The organism is Rhizobium sp. TH2, assembly GCF_024707525.1.
Taxonomy (GTDB): Bacteria; Pseudomonadota; Alphaproteobacteria; order Rhizobiales; family Rhizobiaceae; genus Rhizobium_E.
On record NZ_CP062231.1, the window covers coordinates 3575007 to 3590907 of the forward strand.

The window sequence follows — 15901 nt, forward strand, 5'->3', positions numbered from 1 at the left end:
GTCTTAGCGAACGTGCCCCTTCAGTTGCAGTTCCTGAAACGCCGCATGGCTCGCCTGTTCGTCTTTGAGCAAGCCGATTTCCCACAGTTCCTTGCCGAGCAACTCCTCGTGCGGGTAGCCGAGCAAATGATCCATGAAAGGATTGGCGTCGGTGATTTTTCGGCTGACGGAATCAAGAATGAGAATGCCATCATGGGCCGCTTCGAAGAGACGGCGATAACGAATCTCCGATTGGCGAAATGAATCCCGGACTTCGGGCTGCCCGGTTTCGTCATCAACGACTGAGATGGTCATTCTGCGCCAACATTCCCGACTTGACAAAGGTGAGGGTGACAATATCACCCTGCGAAACGACGCGAAAGATGGTCGGCTGCCCCTATTTGCAAGCGCCACAAAAACGCTGGATACGCCGGCAGGCCTCCTCCAGCAACGTCTCCGACGTCGCATAGGAGATGCGGAAATTCGGGCCGAGCCCGAAGGCCGATCCGTGCACCACCGCGACGCCTTCGCTCTCCAGCAGTTCGGAGACGAAATCCTCGTCGGTCTCGATCACCTTGCCCGACGGCGCCGTCTTGCCGATCAGCTCAGCGCAGGACGGATAGACATAGAATGCACCCTCTGGTGTCGGGCACTTGATGCCCTTGGCTTGGTTGAGCATCGAGACGACGAGGTCGCGCCGGCCCTGGAACACCGCCTTGTTCCTGACGATGAAATCCTGCGGCCCTTCCAGCGCTTCGAGCGCCGCCCACTGGGCGATGGAATTGGTACCCGAGGTCTGCTGGCCCTGGATCATGTCCATCGCCTTGATCAGCTGCAACGGACCCGCGGCATAGCCGATGCGCCAGCCGGTCATGGCATAGGCTTTCGACACGCCGTTCATCGTCAGCGTGCGGTCATAAAGGCCTGGCTCGACCTCGGCAGGCGTCGCGAACTTGAAGTCGTCGAAGGTCAAGTGCTCGTACATGTCGTCGGTCAGTATCCAGACATGCGGATGCTTCATCAGGACATCGGTCAGCGCCTTAAGCTCGTCGCGCGAATAGGCGGCACCCGACGGGTTGGAGGGCGAATTGAACATGAACCACTTGGTCTTCGGCGTGATCGCCTTGTCGAGATCGGCGGGCTGCAGCTTGAACTTGTTTTCGATCGTCGTCGGCACGAAGACAGGCGTTCCGCCGCAAAGCGCCACCATTTCGGGATAGGACACCCAGTACGGCGCCGGAATGACGACTTCGTCGCCGGCGTTGAGTGTCGCCATGAAGGCGTTGAACAGAATCTGCTTGCCGCCGGTGCCGACGATCACCTGGTTCGCGGTGTAATCGAGATTGTTCTCGCGCTTGTACTTCTTAGCGATCGCCTCGCGCAGTTCGACAATGCCGGCAACGGCCGTGTATTTGGTCTCGCCGCGGTTCATCGCGTCGATCGCCGCCTTCTTGATATTGTCGGGCGTATCGAAATCCGGCTCGCCCGCACCAAGGCTGATGACATCCCTGCCCTTGGCTTTCAGTTCGCGCGCTTTCTGCGAAACGGCAATGGTTGCAGAGGGCTTCACGCGGGAAAGGGCATCGGCAAGAAAGGCCATTTAAAGTTTTCCTTGGTAAGGGTGGGTCGGTGTAAGCGGTGGTTTTATAGGAGATGGCGTGGACGCGATCAAGAAAGGAATGCCCTTCAACGTCCTCGCTTTCATGAAGAATCTTGATGCCTGCTTAAGCCAACGGTAATGATTCACCCCTTATGATTGTGCCTTGGGCAGTTTGTTGCGGAAGGGCACATGAGCAGCATCTTTTCCAATCTCCGGCGTGACGAAGAGGATGCATGGGTCGCAGACTACGGCGTATATACCCTGCATTCCGCGCTCCAGCCGATTTTCAGCCAGGATCATGAGGGCGTGCTGACGCTCCAGGCGTTCGAGGGTCTTATCCGTCCGATGCGTAATGGCGAATTCGTTCGTCCCGGCGAGTTCTTCTCGAGCGTGGCGAGAGAAGACAGTGCGATGATCGACAGCCTCTGCCGCTCGCTGCATATCTTCAATACCGGCGCGCTCAACCGCCGCCGCGCCAAGCTCTTCCTAAATTTCCAGCCCGGCGTCTTCGTCACCAATGCCGATATCCGGCGCGAGGTCGAGCACATCAAGCTCGCGACGCTCGAATCCGGCATGAGCCCCGACCGCGTGGTCTGCGAGATCGCCCAGAAGGAAAACGACTCGGAAGACATGCTGTCCCGCTTCGTGCAGGAACTGCGCCATCACGGCTTCCGCATCGCCATCGACGAATATGGTGCCGAAGAGCGCGACATCGCCCGCCTCAACCTCCTGAAGCCCGACTATGTGAAGTTCGAGGCTGACTGGGTGAAGGAATTCCTGGAAAATTCCGCCGGTTCAGCGCTGTTGCGCGTGATGGTCAACCAGTTTCGCGAACAGGGCATCCTCGCCATCTTCGAAGGCCTCGAGGATATCCGCCAGGTCGATATCTGCAACAATCTCGACGTTCCTCTTTTGCAGGGCTATGCCCTGGCGCGACCGGAACTCGCCCCCACTCATTTCAACGCCGACTTCCCCGAGACCGGCGAACTGCCGCGCGAGGATGTAAGGCCCAGGATCGATCTCGAACGCTACGACCCGTCGGTCCACATGCCGAAACCTGCACCAATCGCCTACACTGCGGCTCCGAAGCGCACAGCCACATTCGGCAAGCGCACGCGCTGATCTGCGGATCAGGAAACTGCACGACGACGATAACGGATTGTTGATCCGGATATCGCGGATAGTGAAGCCGTTCCGTCGCTGGCGCGAATCCCTGACATGTTCTGGCCGCAGTTCGCCGGAAACCTGCGCTGGTTCAAGGCAGGAGGAAGACAATGTCGTCCACTCTATTGAAACTCGCTCTCCCGGCTCTTGCCGTAGTCTTGGCTGGCGCGGTGCAAGCCGAAGAATTCACGACGAAGGACGTCAAGATCAAGGTCGATGTCGTGGCCTCCGGTCTGGAGAATCCCTGGGCTGTCGAAGTGCTGCCGGATGGTGCCTATATCGTCACAGAGCGGCCGGGAAGGCTTCGGATCATCCGCGACGGTACGCTTTCCGAACCGATCACAGGCCTGCCCGAAATCGCCGTGCGCGGCCAGGGCGGGTTGCTCGATGTCGCCCTCAGTCCCGATTTTGCCAAAGACCGGACGATTTTCCTGACCGCCGCGCTCGCCTATGACGGCGGCGCGGGCACTGGTGTGATACGCGCCAGGTTGTCCGAAGACGAACGCGCGCTGACCTATGTGAAGACGATCTTCCGGATGAGGAAGGTCGGCACAACAGGCCGGCACTTCGGCTCGCGCATCGCCTTCGGCACTGATGGCACGCTCCATTTCGCCATCGGTGATCGCGGCAACATGAAACGCGGCCAGGACTTCTTCGATCACGCGGCGGCCATCATGCGGATCAACCCCGATGGCTCGGTGCCCAAGGACAATCCCTTCGCCGATGGCAGCAAGGCCCTGCCCGAGATTTTCTCGAAGGGCCATCGCAATGCACAGGGCCTCGTCTTCGATCCCCTGACATCGGGCATGATCACCGCCGAACACGGCGCTCAAGGTGGCGACGAGATCAACCTGCCGAAAGCCGGGCTCAACTACGGCTGGGCGCGGATCACCTATGGCAAGAATTACAACGGCCGCAAGATCGGCGTCGGCGTCTCCGCACCCGGCCTCGAACAGCCGGCACACTACTGGGATCCATCAATCGCGCCGGGTGCGCTGGTTGTTTATAGCGGCAAGATGTTTCCCGAGTGGAAGAACGACATCCTCGTCACCTCGCTGAAATTCGGCCTGATCTCCCGCCTCGACCGGGATGCGACGGGCAAGGTGACAAGCGAGGAGCGGTTCATCGACAACGAGTTCGGCAGGCTGCGCGATATCATCATGGCGCCGGACGGGTCCCTGCTCGTGACGACTGATGAAGCCGATGGCCAGTTGCTCAGGATCAGCCGCGCGGGCGACGCCTCATAGCATCGCCCTGATCTCCTTGCGGAATACGAATTTGAGGCCGGACCAGGCCTCATCGACAGCCGCGACCTTCACATCGACGAGACACGTACCCTATGATGCCGCTATGGCCGTCCGCCGACCGGCCATTCCAAGGGAAAACTCTCCGGTCCGCCGTAGCCGCCGTCACAATCTTCCGACGAGCGCTTTTCCAACAGCACCAGATGGCCCTCCAACGTCAGTTCCCATTTGTGCCACACGCCACACGCGCCCATGCTGTTGTCCTTTAGAAATGCGGTCATGATCCTTGTCACCGGATCGAAATCGACATTGTATTCGACTTCCGAGACACTTGGCTTGCCCTCCGCAATGTCGGGAAAGGATATTCGTGAGAGAGTACCACTGTAATACCCCCGATAGAGAACATATCCCTGATTATGAGCCCCGCCATCGGCACATGGCACGAGCACCAGACGGATTCCCGAGATGGAGATATCGAAGCCGTTGTATCGTTTGAGATCGTCAGCCGCGAAAGATTCGGTGCAACTGCCGCCCGGAGCGGTGAAGTCCGCCCGGATCGAGGCCGGAATGTCATCTATCGATTCAATATCCTTCGAATCCGGCCCTTCCGGCACAGCTTGGCCGACGGCTAGGAGCGCATCGTTTCGCCCCCGCCTGCCCTGGACATCGTCGATGAAGAACAGCGAACCCCGAAAACCGGCAAGGTTCATATCGGTGGAAAATTTGCCGGTCACGCCCTCATAGGACAGCTGCAGTGCCGCACCAGTCTTCAGCGCCTCAAGCAATATCTGCACGGAAGCCCTATCCGTGAGCACGAACTTCCCCCACTCCACATCGAACTTCAGTTGCTGAAGGGAAAGCCGCAGCACCTCCTTGCCATCGACGGCGAGGCGAAAGACGCCGCCCGGGTCGAGATTGCGGCTGAAGCCCTGCGGCTTTGGCAGCCAAAGCTCGACATCGGAGCTGAGTGCGCCCGAACGCCGGAATTCGAAGGCACCGAACTGTTCATAGAAATTTTCATAGCGTAGCGAGCAGGTCAATCCGCTGGTACAGGACGTGCTCCATTTGTCGATGTCTTTCCCCGTCCATGCCTGCACGCCAGCGGGGACAAGCGGGGCAAACAGAAGGCAAGCGGCGGCAAACAATCCCCTTGGGTTCATGGCCTTCTCCAATTCTCCAAGCGTGCAATTTGGCGATTGCCAAGGCGCGACGAACTGCCTATGGCTTTGCCATCACCCTCGTCTTTCCGAGAAGCTCGATACTATGACGCGCATACAGGCCAATCTTATTCTCCTGCTCACCGCTGCGATCTGGGGCGCGGCTTTCGTCAGCCAGAATCTGGCGATGAAGAGCATGGGGCCGCTCTGGTTCGTCGGCATCCGCTTCATGATCGGCTTTCTTGTCGTGCTGCCGTTCGCACTGCGCGAGGATCGCAAGTCTGCGAAGCCGCTGTCGCTGAAGACCGGCCTGACATTCGGCCTTTGCGGCGTGGCCCTTCTCGCAGGCGCTGTGACCCAGCAGATCGGCATGCTCACCACGACGGTGACCAATGCAAGCTTCCTGACCGGCCTCTATGTCATCATCGTGCCGGTGCTCAGCGTGCTCATCCTGAGAAAGCTGCCGCATTGGGTCATCTGGCCGGCGGCGGCGTTGGCGCTGACGGGCATTTTCTACCTCAGCGGCGGCGAGCTTTCGCGGCTGGTGGTCGGCGATTTCTGGATCATCCTCTGCGCGCTCTGCTTCGGCATGCAGGTGCTACTCGTGGGGATCTTCGTGTCCGGCAGCGACCGTCCGCTCGGGCTTTCGGCGATCCAGTTCCTGGTCACCGGCGCCGGTGCGCTGGTTGTCGCCGCGTTCGTCGAACCGATCACATGGGAAGGCCTGAAGGAAGCCGCGCCGCACATACTCTATTCAGGCGTCGTCTCGTCTGGCATTGCCTATACGTTGCAGGTGGTCGGCCAGCGCTGGACCACGGCACCGCAGGCCGCGATCTTTCTCGCCAGTGAATCCCTGTTCGGCGCGTTCTTCGGGGCACTGTTTCTCCACGAACGGATCCCGCCGCTCGGGTACTTCGGCTGCGCCTTGATCTTCATTGCAATGTTACTGGTTGAATTCGTACCAGAGTTTACGAAAAAACGCGGCGTAGTTCGCTAATCTGAAATAAAGATTACATTTCCGAAGAAACCGCGTCTGCCTATAATTGCGGCAGATTGCTTTTGTGCGCCATGACATCACAAAATTGGGCGCGGAAAGAAAGTTTCGCTTGCCAAAACCCCTTAAAACCATCACCTTACCTCTGTTCGGGCAATTGCGAACAACGGGAAGAACCTTGAGAATAGCGCGCCGGAGGCGCAATAAGCTCCGGGTGTCAGACAGACGGGAAACCGCCAGCCTGGCACGATATACAGGACTTTCCTTATCGACATCTGCCTGCTTACGCCCTTCGAGGGCTTTGACGACTGATGCCTTCCCGCGTCGGGGGGCGATGATAGGGAATAGTGAAATGGACACCGGCACCGTTAAGTTCTTCAATGCCGACAAAGGCTTCGGGTTCATCAAACCTGATAAGGGCGGCTCCGACATTTTCGTGCACATCACCGCAGTCCAGGCTTCCGGCCTGACGGGTCTGACCGAAAATCAGAAGGTCACCTACGACACCGAGCCGGATCGCCGCGGCAAGGGTCCGAAGGCGGTGAACCTCAAGGTCACCGGCTGATATCAATTCCTCCTGACGGAGTGAAACGCCGCCCCGGCTTTTGCCGGCGGGCGGCGTTTTTGCTTTCGAGCCCCGGAAATCCGCTGCCACAAAGAGGTCATTTTCCGTTCAGCCGTCATTCATGGTTGCGGCAATAGCGTCCGATCCCAAGAGGCCGAGCGCCTCCCCAAGCAGGGAAGAAGACCATGAACAAATTTTCCAAGACCCTTATCTTGTCGGTCGCGGCACTGGCCGTCGTCGCCAGCACCGTCGAGTTCGCATCCGCCGGCGACCGCTACTGGCGCAAGCATCATCGCGGCCACTGGCGCGGCAATGCGGTCATCGCCGGCGTCACTGCAGGTGTCGTCGTCGGAGGCCTGATCGCCGCCTCGCGGCCGCGTGTCGTCTACGAGGACGCACCTGTCGTCGTTGACGAGGATCCGATCTACGACGATCGCGAGACCGTTTATGTCGATCCGGATGAAGACTACGATCGCCCGGTCTATCGCGAGCGGGCGCCGATCGATGACGAATATGCGGCCCCGGATGACCGTTATGTCGAGCCGCAGGGCGACGGCTATGAGGACGACCAGCAGGCAGACCGCAGCGATTATTTTCCCGATAAGCCCGCCAAGCGCCAGAGCCAGCGTCGCGACAACAACAGCCGCGACTATGCCGATGCCGGCAACCTGAAGCCCTGGACCTCGGAATGGCGCCGCTACTGCGCCGACCGTTACGCGTCGTTCAATTCGTCGAATGGCACTTATCTGGGCTACGACCAGAAGCGGCACTTCTGCAAGGCAGGCTGATCATCGTGATATGACCATACGAATGCCGGGGCTTTCACCCCCGGCATTTTCATATTCCGGCGAGGAAAGGGTTCGAGCGACGCTCGTCACCGATGCGGCTGCCGGGACCGTGGCCGCAGATGAAGCCCACATCGTCGCCCAGGGGCAGAACCTTGGTTCGGATGGATTCAAGCAGCTGCTCGTGATTGCCACCAAGTAGATCCGTGCGCCCGATCGATCCATTGAACAGCACGTCGCCGAGATGGGCGAAATTCTGCTCGCGGTTGAAGTAGATCACATGACCCGGCGCATGGCCGGGCGTGTGGTAGACCTCGAAAACATGCTCGCCGAAGGAAACCGTCTCTCCCTCTTCGAGAAAACGGTCCGGCACCATGTTGCGGATCTTCATGTCGGCGCCGAAGCGCGCGGCGCTGGCTTCCATGCTCTGCAGCAGCGGCAGGTCGTCCTTGTGCGGGCCGATCACCTCGATGCCGAGGGCTTCCTTGAGGTCGAGGGCTCCCCCGGCGTGATCTAGATGACCGTGAGTCAACCAGATCTCCTTGAGTCTGATATCGTTCTCCTTGATCGTCTGGAGGATCACCTCGACGTCGCCGCCGGGATCGACAATCACGCCCTCCAGCGTCTCAGGGTCGAAGAGCACCGTGCAGTTCTGCTGGAACGGGGTAACGGGAATGATCCCGGCTTGAAGCTTGGCCATGGCGTGTCCTGATATTGTCTCAGGCGGATATAGGCCGGGGTTTTCGCTTTGTCATTACCTCACAGGTAATTGAGATCATTCCCTCCAGTCATGATGATGCTCACGTCAACAGAGACAAAGAGGAAAAGACAATGACCAGCGCTCACGAAATCGCCAACCATTATATCGCAACCTGGAACGCTGCCGATGCCGCATCGCGCGATGCGTTGCTGGCCAGCCATTGGGCGGAAGAGCCGACCTATCACGATCCGCTGATGGCAGCGACGAATGCCAATGAATTAATCGGGCTGGTCGGCGCGGTCCAGGATCGCTTCCCGGGCTTCCGCTTCAAGCTCACCAATACGCCTGATGGGCATGGCGACTTCGTCCGCTTCTCATGGGGGCTTGGTCCGGATGGTGCGGAACCTGTGATCGAAGGCAGTGACGTGATCATGCTGGAAAATGGCCGGATGAAGCACGTCGTCGGTTTTCTCGACAAGGTTCCGGCCACGGCCTGACGCCCTCGGCAGCGGCGCGTGCAATGCGCGCCGCTCTGATTTACTGCTCGAGGCTTGCGATTTCCATCGAGTTGATCGGCGATGCGCCAAGGCTCGCGGTCGTCACCAGCAGCGCCGTGACGGCAAAGCTGAAGGCAGCGACCATCATGACGAGAGGGCGAAGCTGGTGGGCGACGGATGCGGTTTCGTTGGCGGCGTTCATTGTGTTGTCCCTTGGTTGGCGACACATGGGCCGCTCTGCAAACTTGACGTTCTTATCCGCCAATTTGTTCGCCAACGCTGTTACCAAGGATACAGTTTCATGCCCGCCCAACAAAAAAGCGGCCCGAAGGCCGCTCTGATGCATCGTTGTGTCTGAAATGTCACTCGGCCGCTTGCGCAGCTGCCGGGTAGACTTCCTTCATATAGTCGTTCATCAGCGTCTCGCTGATGGTCGCCGGCGTGAACTTGTACTTGCCGCCGATCTCGGAAACCGGGGTCACTTCGGCCGCCGAACCGGTGAGGAAGCATTCGCTGAAATCAGGCAGCTCTTCCGGCATGATGGCGCGTTCGATCACCTGGATGCCGCGACGCTTGGCAAGCTCGATCACCGTCTGGCGGGTGATGCCGTTGAGGAAGCAATCCGGATCCGGCGTATGGATGACGCCATCCTTCACGAAGAAGATGTTGGCGCCCGTGGCTTCCGCAACGCGGCCGCGATAGTCGAGCATCATCGCATCGGCATAGCCCTTGGCTTCGGCCGCATGCTTGGAGATGGTGCAGATCATGTAGAGGCCGGCAGCCTTCGCCTTCGAGGGCGCGGTCATCGGATCGGGACGGCGGTATTCGGCGAGATCGAGCTTGATGCCCTTGAGCTTCTCAGCCGGATTGAAATAGCTGCCCCACTGCCAGATGGCGATCGCGACATTGATCTTGTTGTTCTGGGCCGAGACCCCCATCATCTCCGACCCGCGCCAAGCGATCGGGCGGACATAGGCGTCGGCGAAACCCTGGCGTTTCAAAAGCTCGATCGTCGCAGCGTCGAGTTCTTCCACCGCATAGGGAATCTTGAAGCCCATCAGGTTGGCGGATGTGTGCAGGCGCTCGTTGTGCTCGGTCAGCTTGAACACCCGCCCGCCATAGGCCCGCTCTCCCTCGAACACCGCGCTGGCATAATGCAGGCCATGCGTCAGCACGTGGACCTTGGCGTCCTTCCACGGCACGAACTCGCCATTCATCCAGATCTGGCCGTCTAGCTGGTCAAAAGGAACTGCCATAGTGTAGCCTCCGCGGCGCTTGGAAGAGCGTCTTTTTGAAATGGTTTTGTTTCCGTCCGGCCGGTCCGCAGCAGGTGGCGAAGAGGGAGACGGAGCTTGGGGAAGAAGCGGCGATCGGTGGATCGTATCTGTCCTCAAGATTGAAATTAGGCTATCAGGGGCATTAAATTATGTCAACGAAGCTGACTTATTGCATTTGAGCGAAACAGGAACGCGCGTGACCGCAAAGCATGAAAAGAAGGCAGATGACAGCGACATCGTCCGCACGCCGATGACGAGCGATGGCGCGATAGATTTCGAAATCATCGAACTCCTGTTCTTCGCCTATCGCGACTTCATTTCCGATCCGGACGCGATACTGGCGAAGAAGGAGTTCGGCCGCGCACATCACAGAGTCGTCCACTTCGTCAATCGCAATCCCGGCATGACGGTGGCCGACCTTCTCGATACCCTGAAGATAACCAAGCAATCCCTGGCGAGAGTGCTCAAGCAATTGGTCGACTCGGGCTATATTGCCCAGGTCGAGGGAACCGAGGACCGCAGGCAGCGTCACCTCTACCCGACCGGGGCCGGACGAGAACTGGCGCTCGATCTGGCAAGGCCGCAATCGCGCCGCATTGGCCATGCATTCGGCGAAGCCAAGGCAGATATGCGGGAGGATGTCGTGCGCTTCCTCGCGGGCATGCGCGACAATGGAGGAAGGAAATGACCGAGCTTGAGCCGATGCCGGACGATGCACCGCATCTTCTCATTGTCGATGACGACACCCGTATCCGCGAACTGTTGCAGAAGTTCCTCAGCGGCAAGGGCTTTCGCGTCACCGTGGCGGCCGATGCCGCCGAAGCGCGCCGCAAGCTCAAAGGCCTCGATTTCGATCTTCTCGTGCTCGACGTCATGATGCCCGGCGAAACCGGCCTGGCGCTGACAAAATCGCTGCGGGAAATCCGCGACATCCCCGTCATCCTGCTGACCGCGCGCGCCGAGGCGGAATCGCGCATCGCCGGCCTCGAAGCCGGCGCCGACGACTACTTGCCGAAGCCATTCGAGCCGCGCGAACTTGTGCTCCGCATCAACAACATCCTCAAGCGCTCGGTCAATCCATCGAAGCCCAAGATCGATCAGCTGATTTTCGGCCCCTTCACCTTCTCGCTGGTCAAGAAGGAATTGCGCCGGGGCGCAAGCCTCGTCGGCCTGACCGGTCGCGAGCAGGACATCATGATGATTTTCGCCGCAAATGCCGGCCAGACCATCGCACGCCACGAACTTGCGGGCACCGGCGCCGATGTCGGCGAGCGGACGATCGACGTGCAGATCAATCGCCTGCGCCGCAAGATCGAGGAAGATCCCGGCAATCCGGTCTGGCTGCAGACCGTGCGCGGGATCGGCTACAAGCTGTCACTGGACCAGAACGGATGACCGACACGGAACTGCCGCCGATCGTAATCGAAGAGCCGAAGCCGAAAGCTCCGCTCTTCGAGGTCGGACGGTTTTTCCGCCGCAACCTGCCACGCGGCCTGTTCGCGCGTTCGCTGCTGATCATCGTACTGCCGATGCTGATCCTGCAGACCGTGCTGGTCTTCGTCTTCATGGAACGTCATTGGCAGATGGTGACCAACCGCCTCTCCGCCGCCGTGACGCGCGACATCGCAGCCATCATCGACATGCTCGACACGACGCCCGGCAACGAAGCGCGGATCATCCATATTGCCGAGGAGCGCATGGGCTTGACGATCAAGCTCGTGCCGGGCGGCAAGCTTCCGCCGCGCAAACCCATCCCGCTGTTCTCGATCCTTGATAAAACGCTGTCACGGCAGATCAACAACCAGATAAATCGTCCTTTCTGGCTGAACACCAGTTTCGCCGAGAAAGAGGTCGAAATCCGGGTTGTCATCGACAATAATCGCATATTGAGCGTGGTGACGCGCCGCGATCGCACATCCGCCTCCAATACTCATATCTTCCTGATATGGATGTTCGGCACCTCGCTGGTGCTGATCGTCATCTCCGTCCTCTTCCTGCGCGGACAGATCCGGCCGATCCTGGCGCTCGCCAGCGCGGCGGAAAGCTTCGGCAAGGGACAGAAGATCGCCGAGAACTATTATCCACGCGGCGCGGTCGAGGTCCGGCGCGCCGGCATCGCCTTCCTGCAGATGCGTGAGCGCATCGAGCGCCAGATCGAACAGCGCACAGCGATGCTATCGAGCGTCAGTCACGATTTGCGGACGATCCTCACCCGATTCCGGCTGCAACTGGCCATCGCCGAGGACGTAAAGGATCTCGAAAGCCTCAACCGGGACGTCGACGACATGAACGCGATGCTCGACGGCTATCTCGATTTCGCACGCGGCCAGTCCGAGGAGGCAGAGGGCGATCTCGATCTTGAAAGCTTGCTAAGCCAGCTCGAACAGACCGCAGGGCTGCACGGCAAGACGCTCACCTCGTCGATCGAAGGCCCATCCCAAGTCCGGGTCCGGCCGAATGCATTCACGCGGCTCGTGACCAATCTGGCCGCCAACGCCTGGCGGCATGCGGCCACTGTCAGGATCGGGGCTAGGAATTCCGCCCGCTTCCTGACGATCATAATCGACGACGACGGCCCCGGAATTCCCGAAGCCATGCGCGAGGAGGTCTTCAAACCCTTCTTCCGGCTCGACGAAGCGCGCAATCTCGACGCCTCCGGCACCGGCCTCGGCCTCGCCATCGCCCGCGACATCGCCCGCGGCCACGGCGGCAATGTCACGCTGTCGGAAAGCCCGATGGGTGGATTGCGGGCGACAGTGAGGGTACCGGTGTGACGCTTGACGTATCGCGTCAATTCGCTATTATCTCTGAATGATCCAAAGCTATCGGGACAAACGCACGGAGACATTTGCGAACGGTGCGTTCGTCCGGGAGTTCCAAGGGTTTGCCAAGCAGGCATACAAGCGTCTCGACATTCTTGACGCCGCGACGCGGCTTGATGAACTGAGGCAATTGCCGAGCAACCAGCTGGAAGCGCTAAGGGGCAACAGAAGCGGCCAATTTAGCATCAGGATCAATGAACAATACCGTATATGCTTTGTCTGGCGAAATGACATGCCAGGTCCGGAAGAAGTTGAGATCGTCGATTACCACTAGGATGAAACAATGAACCAGCGCCCCGCTATCCACCCTGGTGAAATACTGAGCGACGAGTTGTCGGAAATTGGCGTCGCTGCCGCCGAACTCGCGCGCCAGATCGACGTGCCTCCGAACCGCATCAGTCAGATCATCAACGGCAAGAGAAGTATCACGGGAGACACCGCCCTACGGCTGGGACATTGGTTCGGCACGACGGCGCAGTTCTGGCTCAACCTGCAAACCAATTATGAACTGCGGCTTGCGGCGGAACGCTCCGGCGATGCAATCGCCCGGCTGCCCAGGAGGGTCGCCTGACCTACCGCCCGTAAACCTCATGCGGCACGAGTTCAAAAAAGCGCCGCTTGATGTTGTAGCGGTCCCATGCCTTGATCCTGTTTGGATAGCGCTCACGCATCGCGTCGAGCGGTCTGAGCAAAGCGCCGTCGCACTGCCATTTCCGGTCGAGGATCTCGATGATCCTGCGGTTCGGCCAGGGCTTGTTGACGATGGAGAGGAAGGCGCCGAAGGCTTCGTTTTCCATGCCGCGCCCTGCCCGATGCGCAATCATGGCGTAGCAGAAGGCTGTCGAGCGGGACACGCCCGCATGGCAATGGACGAGAATGCGCGAATGCGGGCTCTCCACAGCAGGCCGCACGGTCTCGAACAGGCTCTCGACGATCTCGGGAAAATGATCGGTGAACTCAAGCGTTTCCTGATCGCGCAGCCGCGCGACGATATGTTCGGCATTCCTGATGACGGGCACGTGCTCGACGGCGAGTGCCGGGTCGATCAGTGACACGACATGGGTAGCGCCCCATTCCTCGGCAACCAGCGCAGCCTTCGGCAGGCATGACACGCGGAAGCGCTCATGGATCCCGTTGAGCGGCATTATCCCCTTCTCCCCGATCATGTGACTTGATCCGAGATTGAGGCCGAAACTGGGAGAAATTGAGTCAAAGCAGCTTCCGTCCATTGGGAATTTTTTGGCCGGGCGCTGCCAGCACGATCGCGCCGCTCTCGTCCTCAAAGCCCAAGGTAAGAACCTCCGAACGAAACGGGCCAATCTGGCGCGGCGGAAAGTTGACGACGCCCAGCACCTGACGGCCGACGAGGCTCTCCGGCGTATAGTGGACCGTGATCTGCGCCGAGGATTTCCTGAGGCCGATTTCCGGTCCGAAATCGATCACCAGCTTGATCGCCGGCTTGCGCGCTTCGGGAAAGGACGATGCCTCCACCACCGTGCCGACACGTATATCGACACGCTCGAAATCGGCGTAGCTGATCTGATCCGGCATGGATTTACCTTGCGAGTTCTTCCGCCCGGTCGCGGGCAGCCTTGATGGCGGCATCGAAAAGCGGCTGCATGCCACCCTCCGCCATCAGCACATCGAGCGCCGCCGCGGTCGTGCCACCGGGAGACGTGACATTCTTGCGCAGGACGGCAGCGCCGTCGGGCGACTGGTGAATGAGTTCACCAGCGCCCGACACTGTTGCCCGTGCGAGACGCATGGCGAGGTCCGCCGGCAGACCGAGCTTTCGGCCTGCCTCCGCCATGCACTCGACGAGGTAGAACACATAGGCCGGCCCCGAGCCCGAAAGCGCGGTGACGGCATCGATGAGGGATTCACTTTCGACCCATTCGACGGGGCCGGATACTTCGAGAAGCGAATGGACGAGCTTGCGCTGCACGTCGTTGATGCGGGCATTCGCGAATGCACCCGTCACGCCGCGCCCGATCATTGCCGGCGTATTCGGCATGGCGCGCACCATCGGGGCATCTCCAAGCTGCGCTTCGAGGAAAGCGAGCGGTTTGCCGGCGGCAATAGAAATGACGATCGTCCCCGGACCGATCAGCTTGCGATAGTCCGGAAGCACGGCTTCCATGACCTGCGGCTTGACTGCCACGAAGATCACGCCGGCTTTGATATTCTCAGGCGCGGCGGAAACGATATTGAGGCCGGCTTCACCGAAGCGCACCCTCATCGCCTCGGGCGGATTGGGATCGGCGGCAATGATCGAAGATGCGGCAATGCCGCTCTTGATCCAGCCCAACGCCATGGCACCGCCCATATTCCCAGCACCGATAAGGACGATGGGTCCGGGTAGTGGAAGACTCATGCTTCCCCCACGGTTTCAAACATCACGGCGCTGACGGCGGACTGTGCATCCATGCCGGACCAGACGACGAACTGAAATGCCTGATAGTAAGCTTCGCAGGCATCGAGCGCCGACGAAAGCAGCACCTCGACCTGCCGGCCGGTCGGCTCGACACCGCCGGAGAGCAACAGCGACTGCCGAAAGATGACGATGTCGGCGCGCTGCCAGACATCGAAATGGCCAAGCAATACATCACCGTTGATATGGGCGATCAGCTTGATCACCTCATTCATCCGGCTGTCGGGAACCTTGAGATCGAAGGCGCAGGAAAGATGCAGCGCCTCGAATTCCTCCATCCAGGAAAAGGAGACCTGATAGTCGGCCCACTTTCCCTCGACCGTCATGGCGATCTCGTCATCCGCGGGACGCTCGAACGACCAGTCATTGGTATCCGCGACGAATTCGATCATGTCCACGGGATGGGACTGGCGTTCGGCTTTCAAGTCAAAAAGGCTCATGCGGCACCTAAAAACGGAATCATAGCCTCATCGCGCCCGGAAACAGACCAAACGCGACCGGAAGATTACCGGAAACTCAATGGAATGATCCGCGAACCGATATGGGCATAGTAGGCGTCCTAGCCTGCCCGGAACTTACGCATCCGCTTCGAATCATCTTGTAAAATCAGTGTATAACGGCGGATTCACGAAACCAGTCCCGTCACGCCAAAAAGCTGGTGATAGTCCGCCAGCCGGATTCATAAA

21 protein-coding genes are annotated in these 15901 nt (G+C 59.6%); 11 read left to right on the forward strand and 10 right to left on the reverse strand.

Going from position 1 to position 15901, the window contains the following annotated elements:
- Positions 1–3 precede the first annotated feature (3 nt).
- Positions 4–294 (reverse strand): PAS domain-containing protein, encoded by a 291-nt coding sequence (locus IHQ71_RS17605; protein WP_258157744.1) that lies wholly within the window; start codon positions 292–294, stop codon positions 4–6.
- An 82-nt stretch (positions 295–376) separates the two neighbouring features.
- On the reverse strand, positions 377–1579 hold the full coding sequence (locus IHQ71_RS17610) for a pyridoxal phosphate-dependent aminotransferase (protein ID WP_258157745.1): 1203 nt from the start codon (positions 1577–1579) through the stop codon (positions 377–379).
- A 189-nt stretch (positions 1580–1768) separates the two neighbouring features.
- Between IHQ71_RS17610 and IHQ71_RS17615 the strand changes: the two genes are divergently transcribed.
- Both IHQ71_RS17615 and IHQ71_RS17620 read left to right on the forward strand, forming a co-directional pair.
- Positions 1769–2701: an EAL domain-containing protein gene (locus IHQ71_RS17615; protein ID WP_258157746.1), complete on the forward strand. Its 933-nt coding sequence runs from the start codon at positions 1769–1771 to the stop codon at positions 2699–2701.
- Between the two features lie 152 nt (positions 2702–2853).
- Positions 2854–3990 carry a PQQ-dependent sugar dehydrogenase gene (locus tag IHQ71_RS17620; protein ID WP_258157747.1) on the forward strand — a complete coding sequence of 379 codons (1137 nt, stop codon included), beginning with the start codon at positions 2854–2856 and terminating at the stop codon, positions 3988–3990.
- 101 nt (positions 3991–4091) lie between these two features.
- Here the strand turns inward: IHQ71_RS17620 and IHQ71_RS17625 are convergent, their stop codons facing one another.
- Positions 4092–5147 carry a DUF1176 domain-containing protein gene (locus IHQ71_RS17625; RefSeq protein ID WP_258157748.1) on the reverse strand — a complete coding sequence of 352 codons (1056 nt, stop codon included), beginning with the start codon at positions 5145–5147 and terminating at the stop codon, positions 4092–4094.
- 103 nt (positions 5148–5250) lie between these two features.
- Between IHQ71_RS17625 and IHQ71_RS17630 the strand changes: the two genes are divergently transcribed.
- The 3 genes from IHQ71_RS17630 to IHQ71_RS17640 all read left to right on the forward strand — a co-directional run bounded on the left by IHQ71_RS17630 (position 5251) and on the right by IHQ71_RS17640 (position 7491).
- Entirely contained in the window at positions 5251–6141 is an 891-nt protein-coding gene (locus IHQ71_RS17630; protein ID WP_258157749.1) for a DMT family transporter, read from the forward strand.
- Between the two features lie 349 nt (positions 6142–6490).
- On the forward strand, positions 6491–6703 hold the full coding sequence (locus tag IHQ71_RS17635; protein ID WP_258157750.1) for a cold-shock protein: 213 nt from the start codon (positions 6491–6493) through the stop codon (positions 6701–6703).
- A gap of 185 nt (positions 6704–6888) precedes the next feature.
- Positions 6889–7491 carry a BA14K family protein gene (locus IHQ71_RS17640; RefSeq protein WP_258157751.1) on the forward strand — a complete coding sequence of 201 codons (603 nt, stop codon included), beginning with the start codon at positions 6889–6891 and terminating at the stop codon, positions 7489–7491.
- Positions 7492–7540: 49 nt separating this feature from the next.
- On the opposite strand, the gene IHQ71_RS17645 is transcribed toward IHQ71_RS17640, so the two are convergent.
- The gene (locus IHQ71_RS17645; protein ID WP_258157752.1) at positions 7541–8188 is read right to left on the reverse strand and encodes an MBL fold metallo-hydrolase; all 648 of its coding nucleotides are present in this window, start codon (positions 8186–8188) and stop codon (positions 7541–7543) included.
- Positions 8189–8319: 131 nt separating this feature from the next.
- Here IHQ71_RS17645 and IHQ71_RS17650 point away from each other — a divergent pair, with 131 nt between their 5' ends.
- A complete protein-coding gene (locus tag IHQ71_RS17650; RefSeq protein ID WP_258157753.1) occupies positions 8320–8685 on the forward strand; it encodes a nuclear transport factor 2 family protein in 366 nt (121 codons plus the stop codon).
- A gap of 40 nt (positions 8686–8725) precedes the next feature.
- Here the strand turns inward: IHQ71_RS17650 and IHQ71_RS17655 are convergent, their stop codons facing one another.
- Together IHQ71_RS17655 and IHQ71_RS17660 are read right to left on the reverse strand one after the other, a co-directional pair.
- Entirely contained in the window at positions 8726–8887 is a 162-nt protein-coding gene (locus IHQ71_RS17655; RefSeq protein ID WP_258157754.1) for a hypothetical protein, read from the reverse strand.
- 160 nt (positions 8888–9047) lie between these two features.
- Positions 9048–9941 (reverse strand): branched-chain amino acid aminotransferase, encoded by an 894-nt coding sequence (locus IHQ71_RS17660; RefSeq protein WP_258157755.1) that lies wholly within the window; start codon positions 9939–9941, stop codon positions 9048–9050.
- A gap of 271 nt (positions 9942–10212) precedes the next feature.
- Between IHQ71_RS17660 and IHQ71_RS17665 the strand changes: the two genes are divergently transcribed.
- From IHQ71_RS17665 to IHQ71_RS17685, 5 genes are read left to right on the forward strand one after another with little or no spacing between them, the layout of a single operon-like run.
- A complete protein-coding gene (locus IHQ71_RS17665; protein ID WP_258162872.1) occupies positions 10213–10650 on the forward strand; it encodes a MarR family winged helix-turn-helix transcriptional regulator in 438 nt (145 codons plus the stop codon).
- Positions 10647–11357, forward strand: a complete 711-nt coding sequence (locus tag IHQ71_RS17670; protein ID WP_258157756.1) for a response regulator — start codon at positions 10647–10649, stop codon at positions 11355–11357. Before IHQ71_RS17665 ends, IHQ71_RS17670 begins: the two co-directional genes overlap by 4 nt.
- On the forward strand, positions 11354–12736 hold the full coding sequence (locus tag IHQ71_RS17675) for an ATP-binding protein (RefSeq protein ID WP_258157757.1): 1383 nt from the start codon (positions 11354–11356) through the stop codon (positions 12734–12736). The genes IHQ71_RS17670 and IHQ71_RS17675 overlap by 4 nt, the downstream gene beginning before the upstream one ends.
- Positions 12737–12773: 37 nt before the next feature.
- Positions 12774–13058, forward strand: coding sequence for a type II toxin-antitoxin system RelE/ParE family toxin (locus tag IHQ71_RS17680; RefSeq protein WP_258157758.1), 285 nt, complete (start codon positions 12774–12776; stop codon positions 13056–13058).
- 9 nt (positions 13059–13067) lie between these two features.
- A complete protein-coding gene (locus tag IHQ71_RS17685; protein WP_258157759.1) occupies positions 13068–13355 on the forward strand; it encodes a HigA family addiction module antitoxin in 288 nt (95 codons plus the stop codon).
- A gap of 1 nt (position 13356) precedes the next feature.
- On the opposite strand, the gene IHQ71_RS17690 is transcribed toward IHQ71_RS17685, so the two are convergent.
- The 4 genes from IHQ71_RS17690 to IHQ71_RS17705 all read right to left on the reverse strand — a co-directional run bounded on the left by IHQ71_RS17690 (position 13357) and on the right by IHQ71_RS17705 (position 15655).
- Positions 13357–13929, reverse strand: coding sequence for a protein-tyrosine phosphatase family protein (locus IHQ71_RS17690; RefSeq protein WP_258157760.1), 573 nt, complete (start codon positions 13927–13929; stop codon positions 13357–13359).
- 64 nt (positions 13930–13993) lie between these two features.
- Positions 13994–14335: a tRNA-binding protein gene (locus IHQ71_RS17695; protein ID WP_258157761.1), complete on the reverse strand. Its 342-nt coding sequence runs from the start codon at positions 14333–14335 to the stop codon at positions 13994–13996.
- 4 nt (positions 14336–14339) lie between these two features.
- The gene (gene proC / locus IHQ71_RS17700; RefSeq protein ID WP_258157762.1) at positions 14340–15158 is read right to left on the reverse strand and encodes a pyrroline-5-carboxylate reductase; all 819 of its coding nucleotides are present in this window, start codon (positions 15156–15158) and stop codon (positions 14340–14342) included.
- Entirely contained in the window at positions 15155–15655 is a 501-nt protein-coding gene (locus IHQ71_RS17705; RefSeq protein WP_258157763.1) for a YbjN domain-containing protein, read from the reverse strand. Before IHQ71_RS17705 ends, proC begins: the two co-directional genes overlap by 4 nt.
- Between the last annotated feature and the right edge of the window lie 246 nt (positions 15656–15901).

What these genes read in the sequence shown, in the direction of transcription:
- IHQ71_RS17605 (WP_258157744.1), bottom strand. Translation starts at nt 294, where the DNA reads ATGACCATCTCAGTCGTTGATGACGAAACCGGGCAGCCCGAAGTCCGG.
- IHQ71_RS17610 (WP_258157745.1), bottom strand. Translation starts at nt 1,579, where the DNA reads ATGGCCTTTCTTGCCGATGCCCTTTCCCGCGTGAAGCCCTCTGCAACC.
- IHQ71_RS17615 (WP_258157746.1), top strand. Translation starts at nt 1,769, where the DNA reads ATGAGCAGCATCTTTTCCAATCTCCGGCGTGACGAAGAGGATGCATGG.
- IHQ71_RS17620 (WP_258157747.1), top strand. Translation starts at nt 2,854, where the DNA reads ATGTCGTCCACTCTATTGAAACTCGCTCTCCCGGCTCTTGCCGTAGTC.
- IHQ71_RS17625 (WP_258157748.1), bottom strand. Translation starts at nt 5,147, where the DNA reads ATGAACCCAAGGGGATTGTTTGCCGCCGCTTGCCTTCTGTTTGCCCCG.
- IHQ71_RS17630 (WP_258157749.1), top strand. Translation starts at nt 5,251, where the DNA reads ATGACGCGCATACAGGCCAATCTTATTCTCCTGCTCACCGCTGCGATC.
- IHQ71_RS17635 (WP_258157750.1), top strand. Translation starts at nt 6,491, where the DNA reads ATGGACACCGGCACCGTTAAGTTCTTCAATGCCGACAAAGGCTTCGGG.
- IHQ71_RS17640 (WP_258157751.1), top strand. Translation starts at nt 6,889, where the DNA reads ATGAACAAATTTTCCAAGACCCTTATCTTGTCGGTCGCGGCACTGGCC.
- IHQ71_RS17645 (WP_258157752.1), bottom strand. Translation starts at nt 8,188, where the DNA reads ATGGCCAAGCTTCAAGCCGGGATCATTCCCGTTACCCCGTTCCAGCAG.
- IHQ71_RS17650 (WP_258157753.1), top strand. Translation starts at nt 8,320, where the DNA reads ATGACCAGCGCTCACGAAATCGCCAACCATTATATCGCAACCTGGAAC.
- IHQ71_RS17655 (WP_258157754.1), bottom strand. Translation starts at nt 8,887, where the DNA reads ATGAACGCCGCCAACGAAACCGCATCCGTCGCCCACCAGCTTCGCCCT.
- IHQ71_RS17660 (WP_258157755.1), bottom strand. Translation starts at nt 9,941, where the DNA reads ATGGCAGTTCCTTTTGACCAGCTAGACGGCCAGATCTGGATGAATGGC.
- IHQ71_RS17665 (WP_258162872.1), top strand. Translation starts at nt 10,213, where the DNA reads ATGACGAGCGATGGCGCGATAGATTTCGAAATCATCGAACTCCTGTTC.
- IHQ71_RS17670 (WP_258157756.1), top strand. Translation starts at nt 10,647, where the DNA reads ATGACCGAGCTTGAGCCGATGCCGGACGATGCACCGCATCTTCTCATT.
- IHQ71_RS17675 (WP_258157757.1), top strand. Translation starts at nt 11,354, where the DNA reads ATGACCGACACGGAACTGCCGCCGATCGTAATCGAAGAGCCGAAGCCG.
- IHQ71_RS17680 (WP_258157758.1), top strand. Translation starts at nt 12,774, where the DNA reads ATGATCCAAAGCTATCGGGACAAACGCACGGAGACATTTGCGAACGGT.
- IHQ71_RS17685 (WP_258157759.1), top strand. Translation starts at nt 13,068, where the DNA reads ATGAACCAGCGCCCCGCTATCCACCCTGGTGAAATACTGAGCGACGAG.
- IHQ71_RS17690 (WP_258157760.1), bottom strand. Translation starts at nt 13,929, where the DNA reads ATGCCGCTCAACGGGATCCATGAGCGCTTCCGCGTGTCATGCCTGCCG.
- IHQ71_RS17695 (WP_258157761.1), bottom strand. Translation starts at nt 14,335, where the DNA reads ATGCCGGATCAGATCAGCTACGCCGATTTCGAGCGTGTCGATATACGT.
- proC (WP_258157762.1), bottom strand. Translation starts at nt 15,158, where the DNA reads ATGAGTCTTCCACTACCCGGACCCATCGTCCTTATCGGTGCTGGGAAT.
- IHQ71_RS17705 (WP_258157763.1), bottom strand. Translation starts at nt 15,655, where the DNA reads ATGAGCCTTTTTGACTTGAAAGCCGAACGCCAGTCCCATCCCGTGGAC.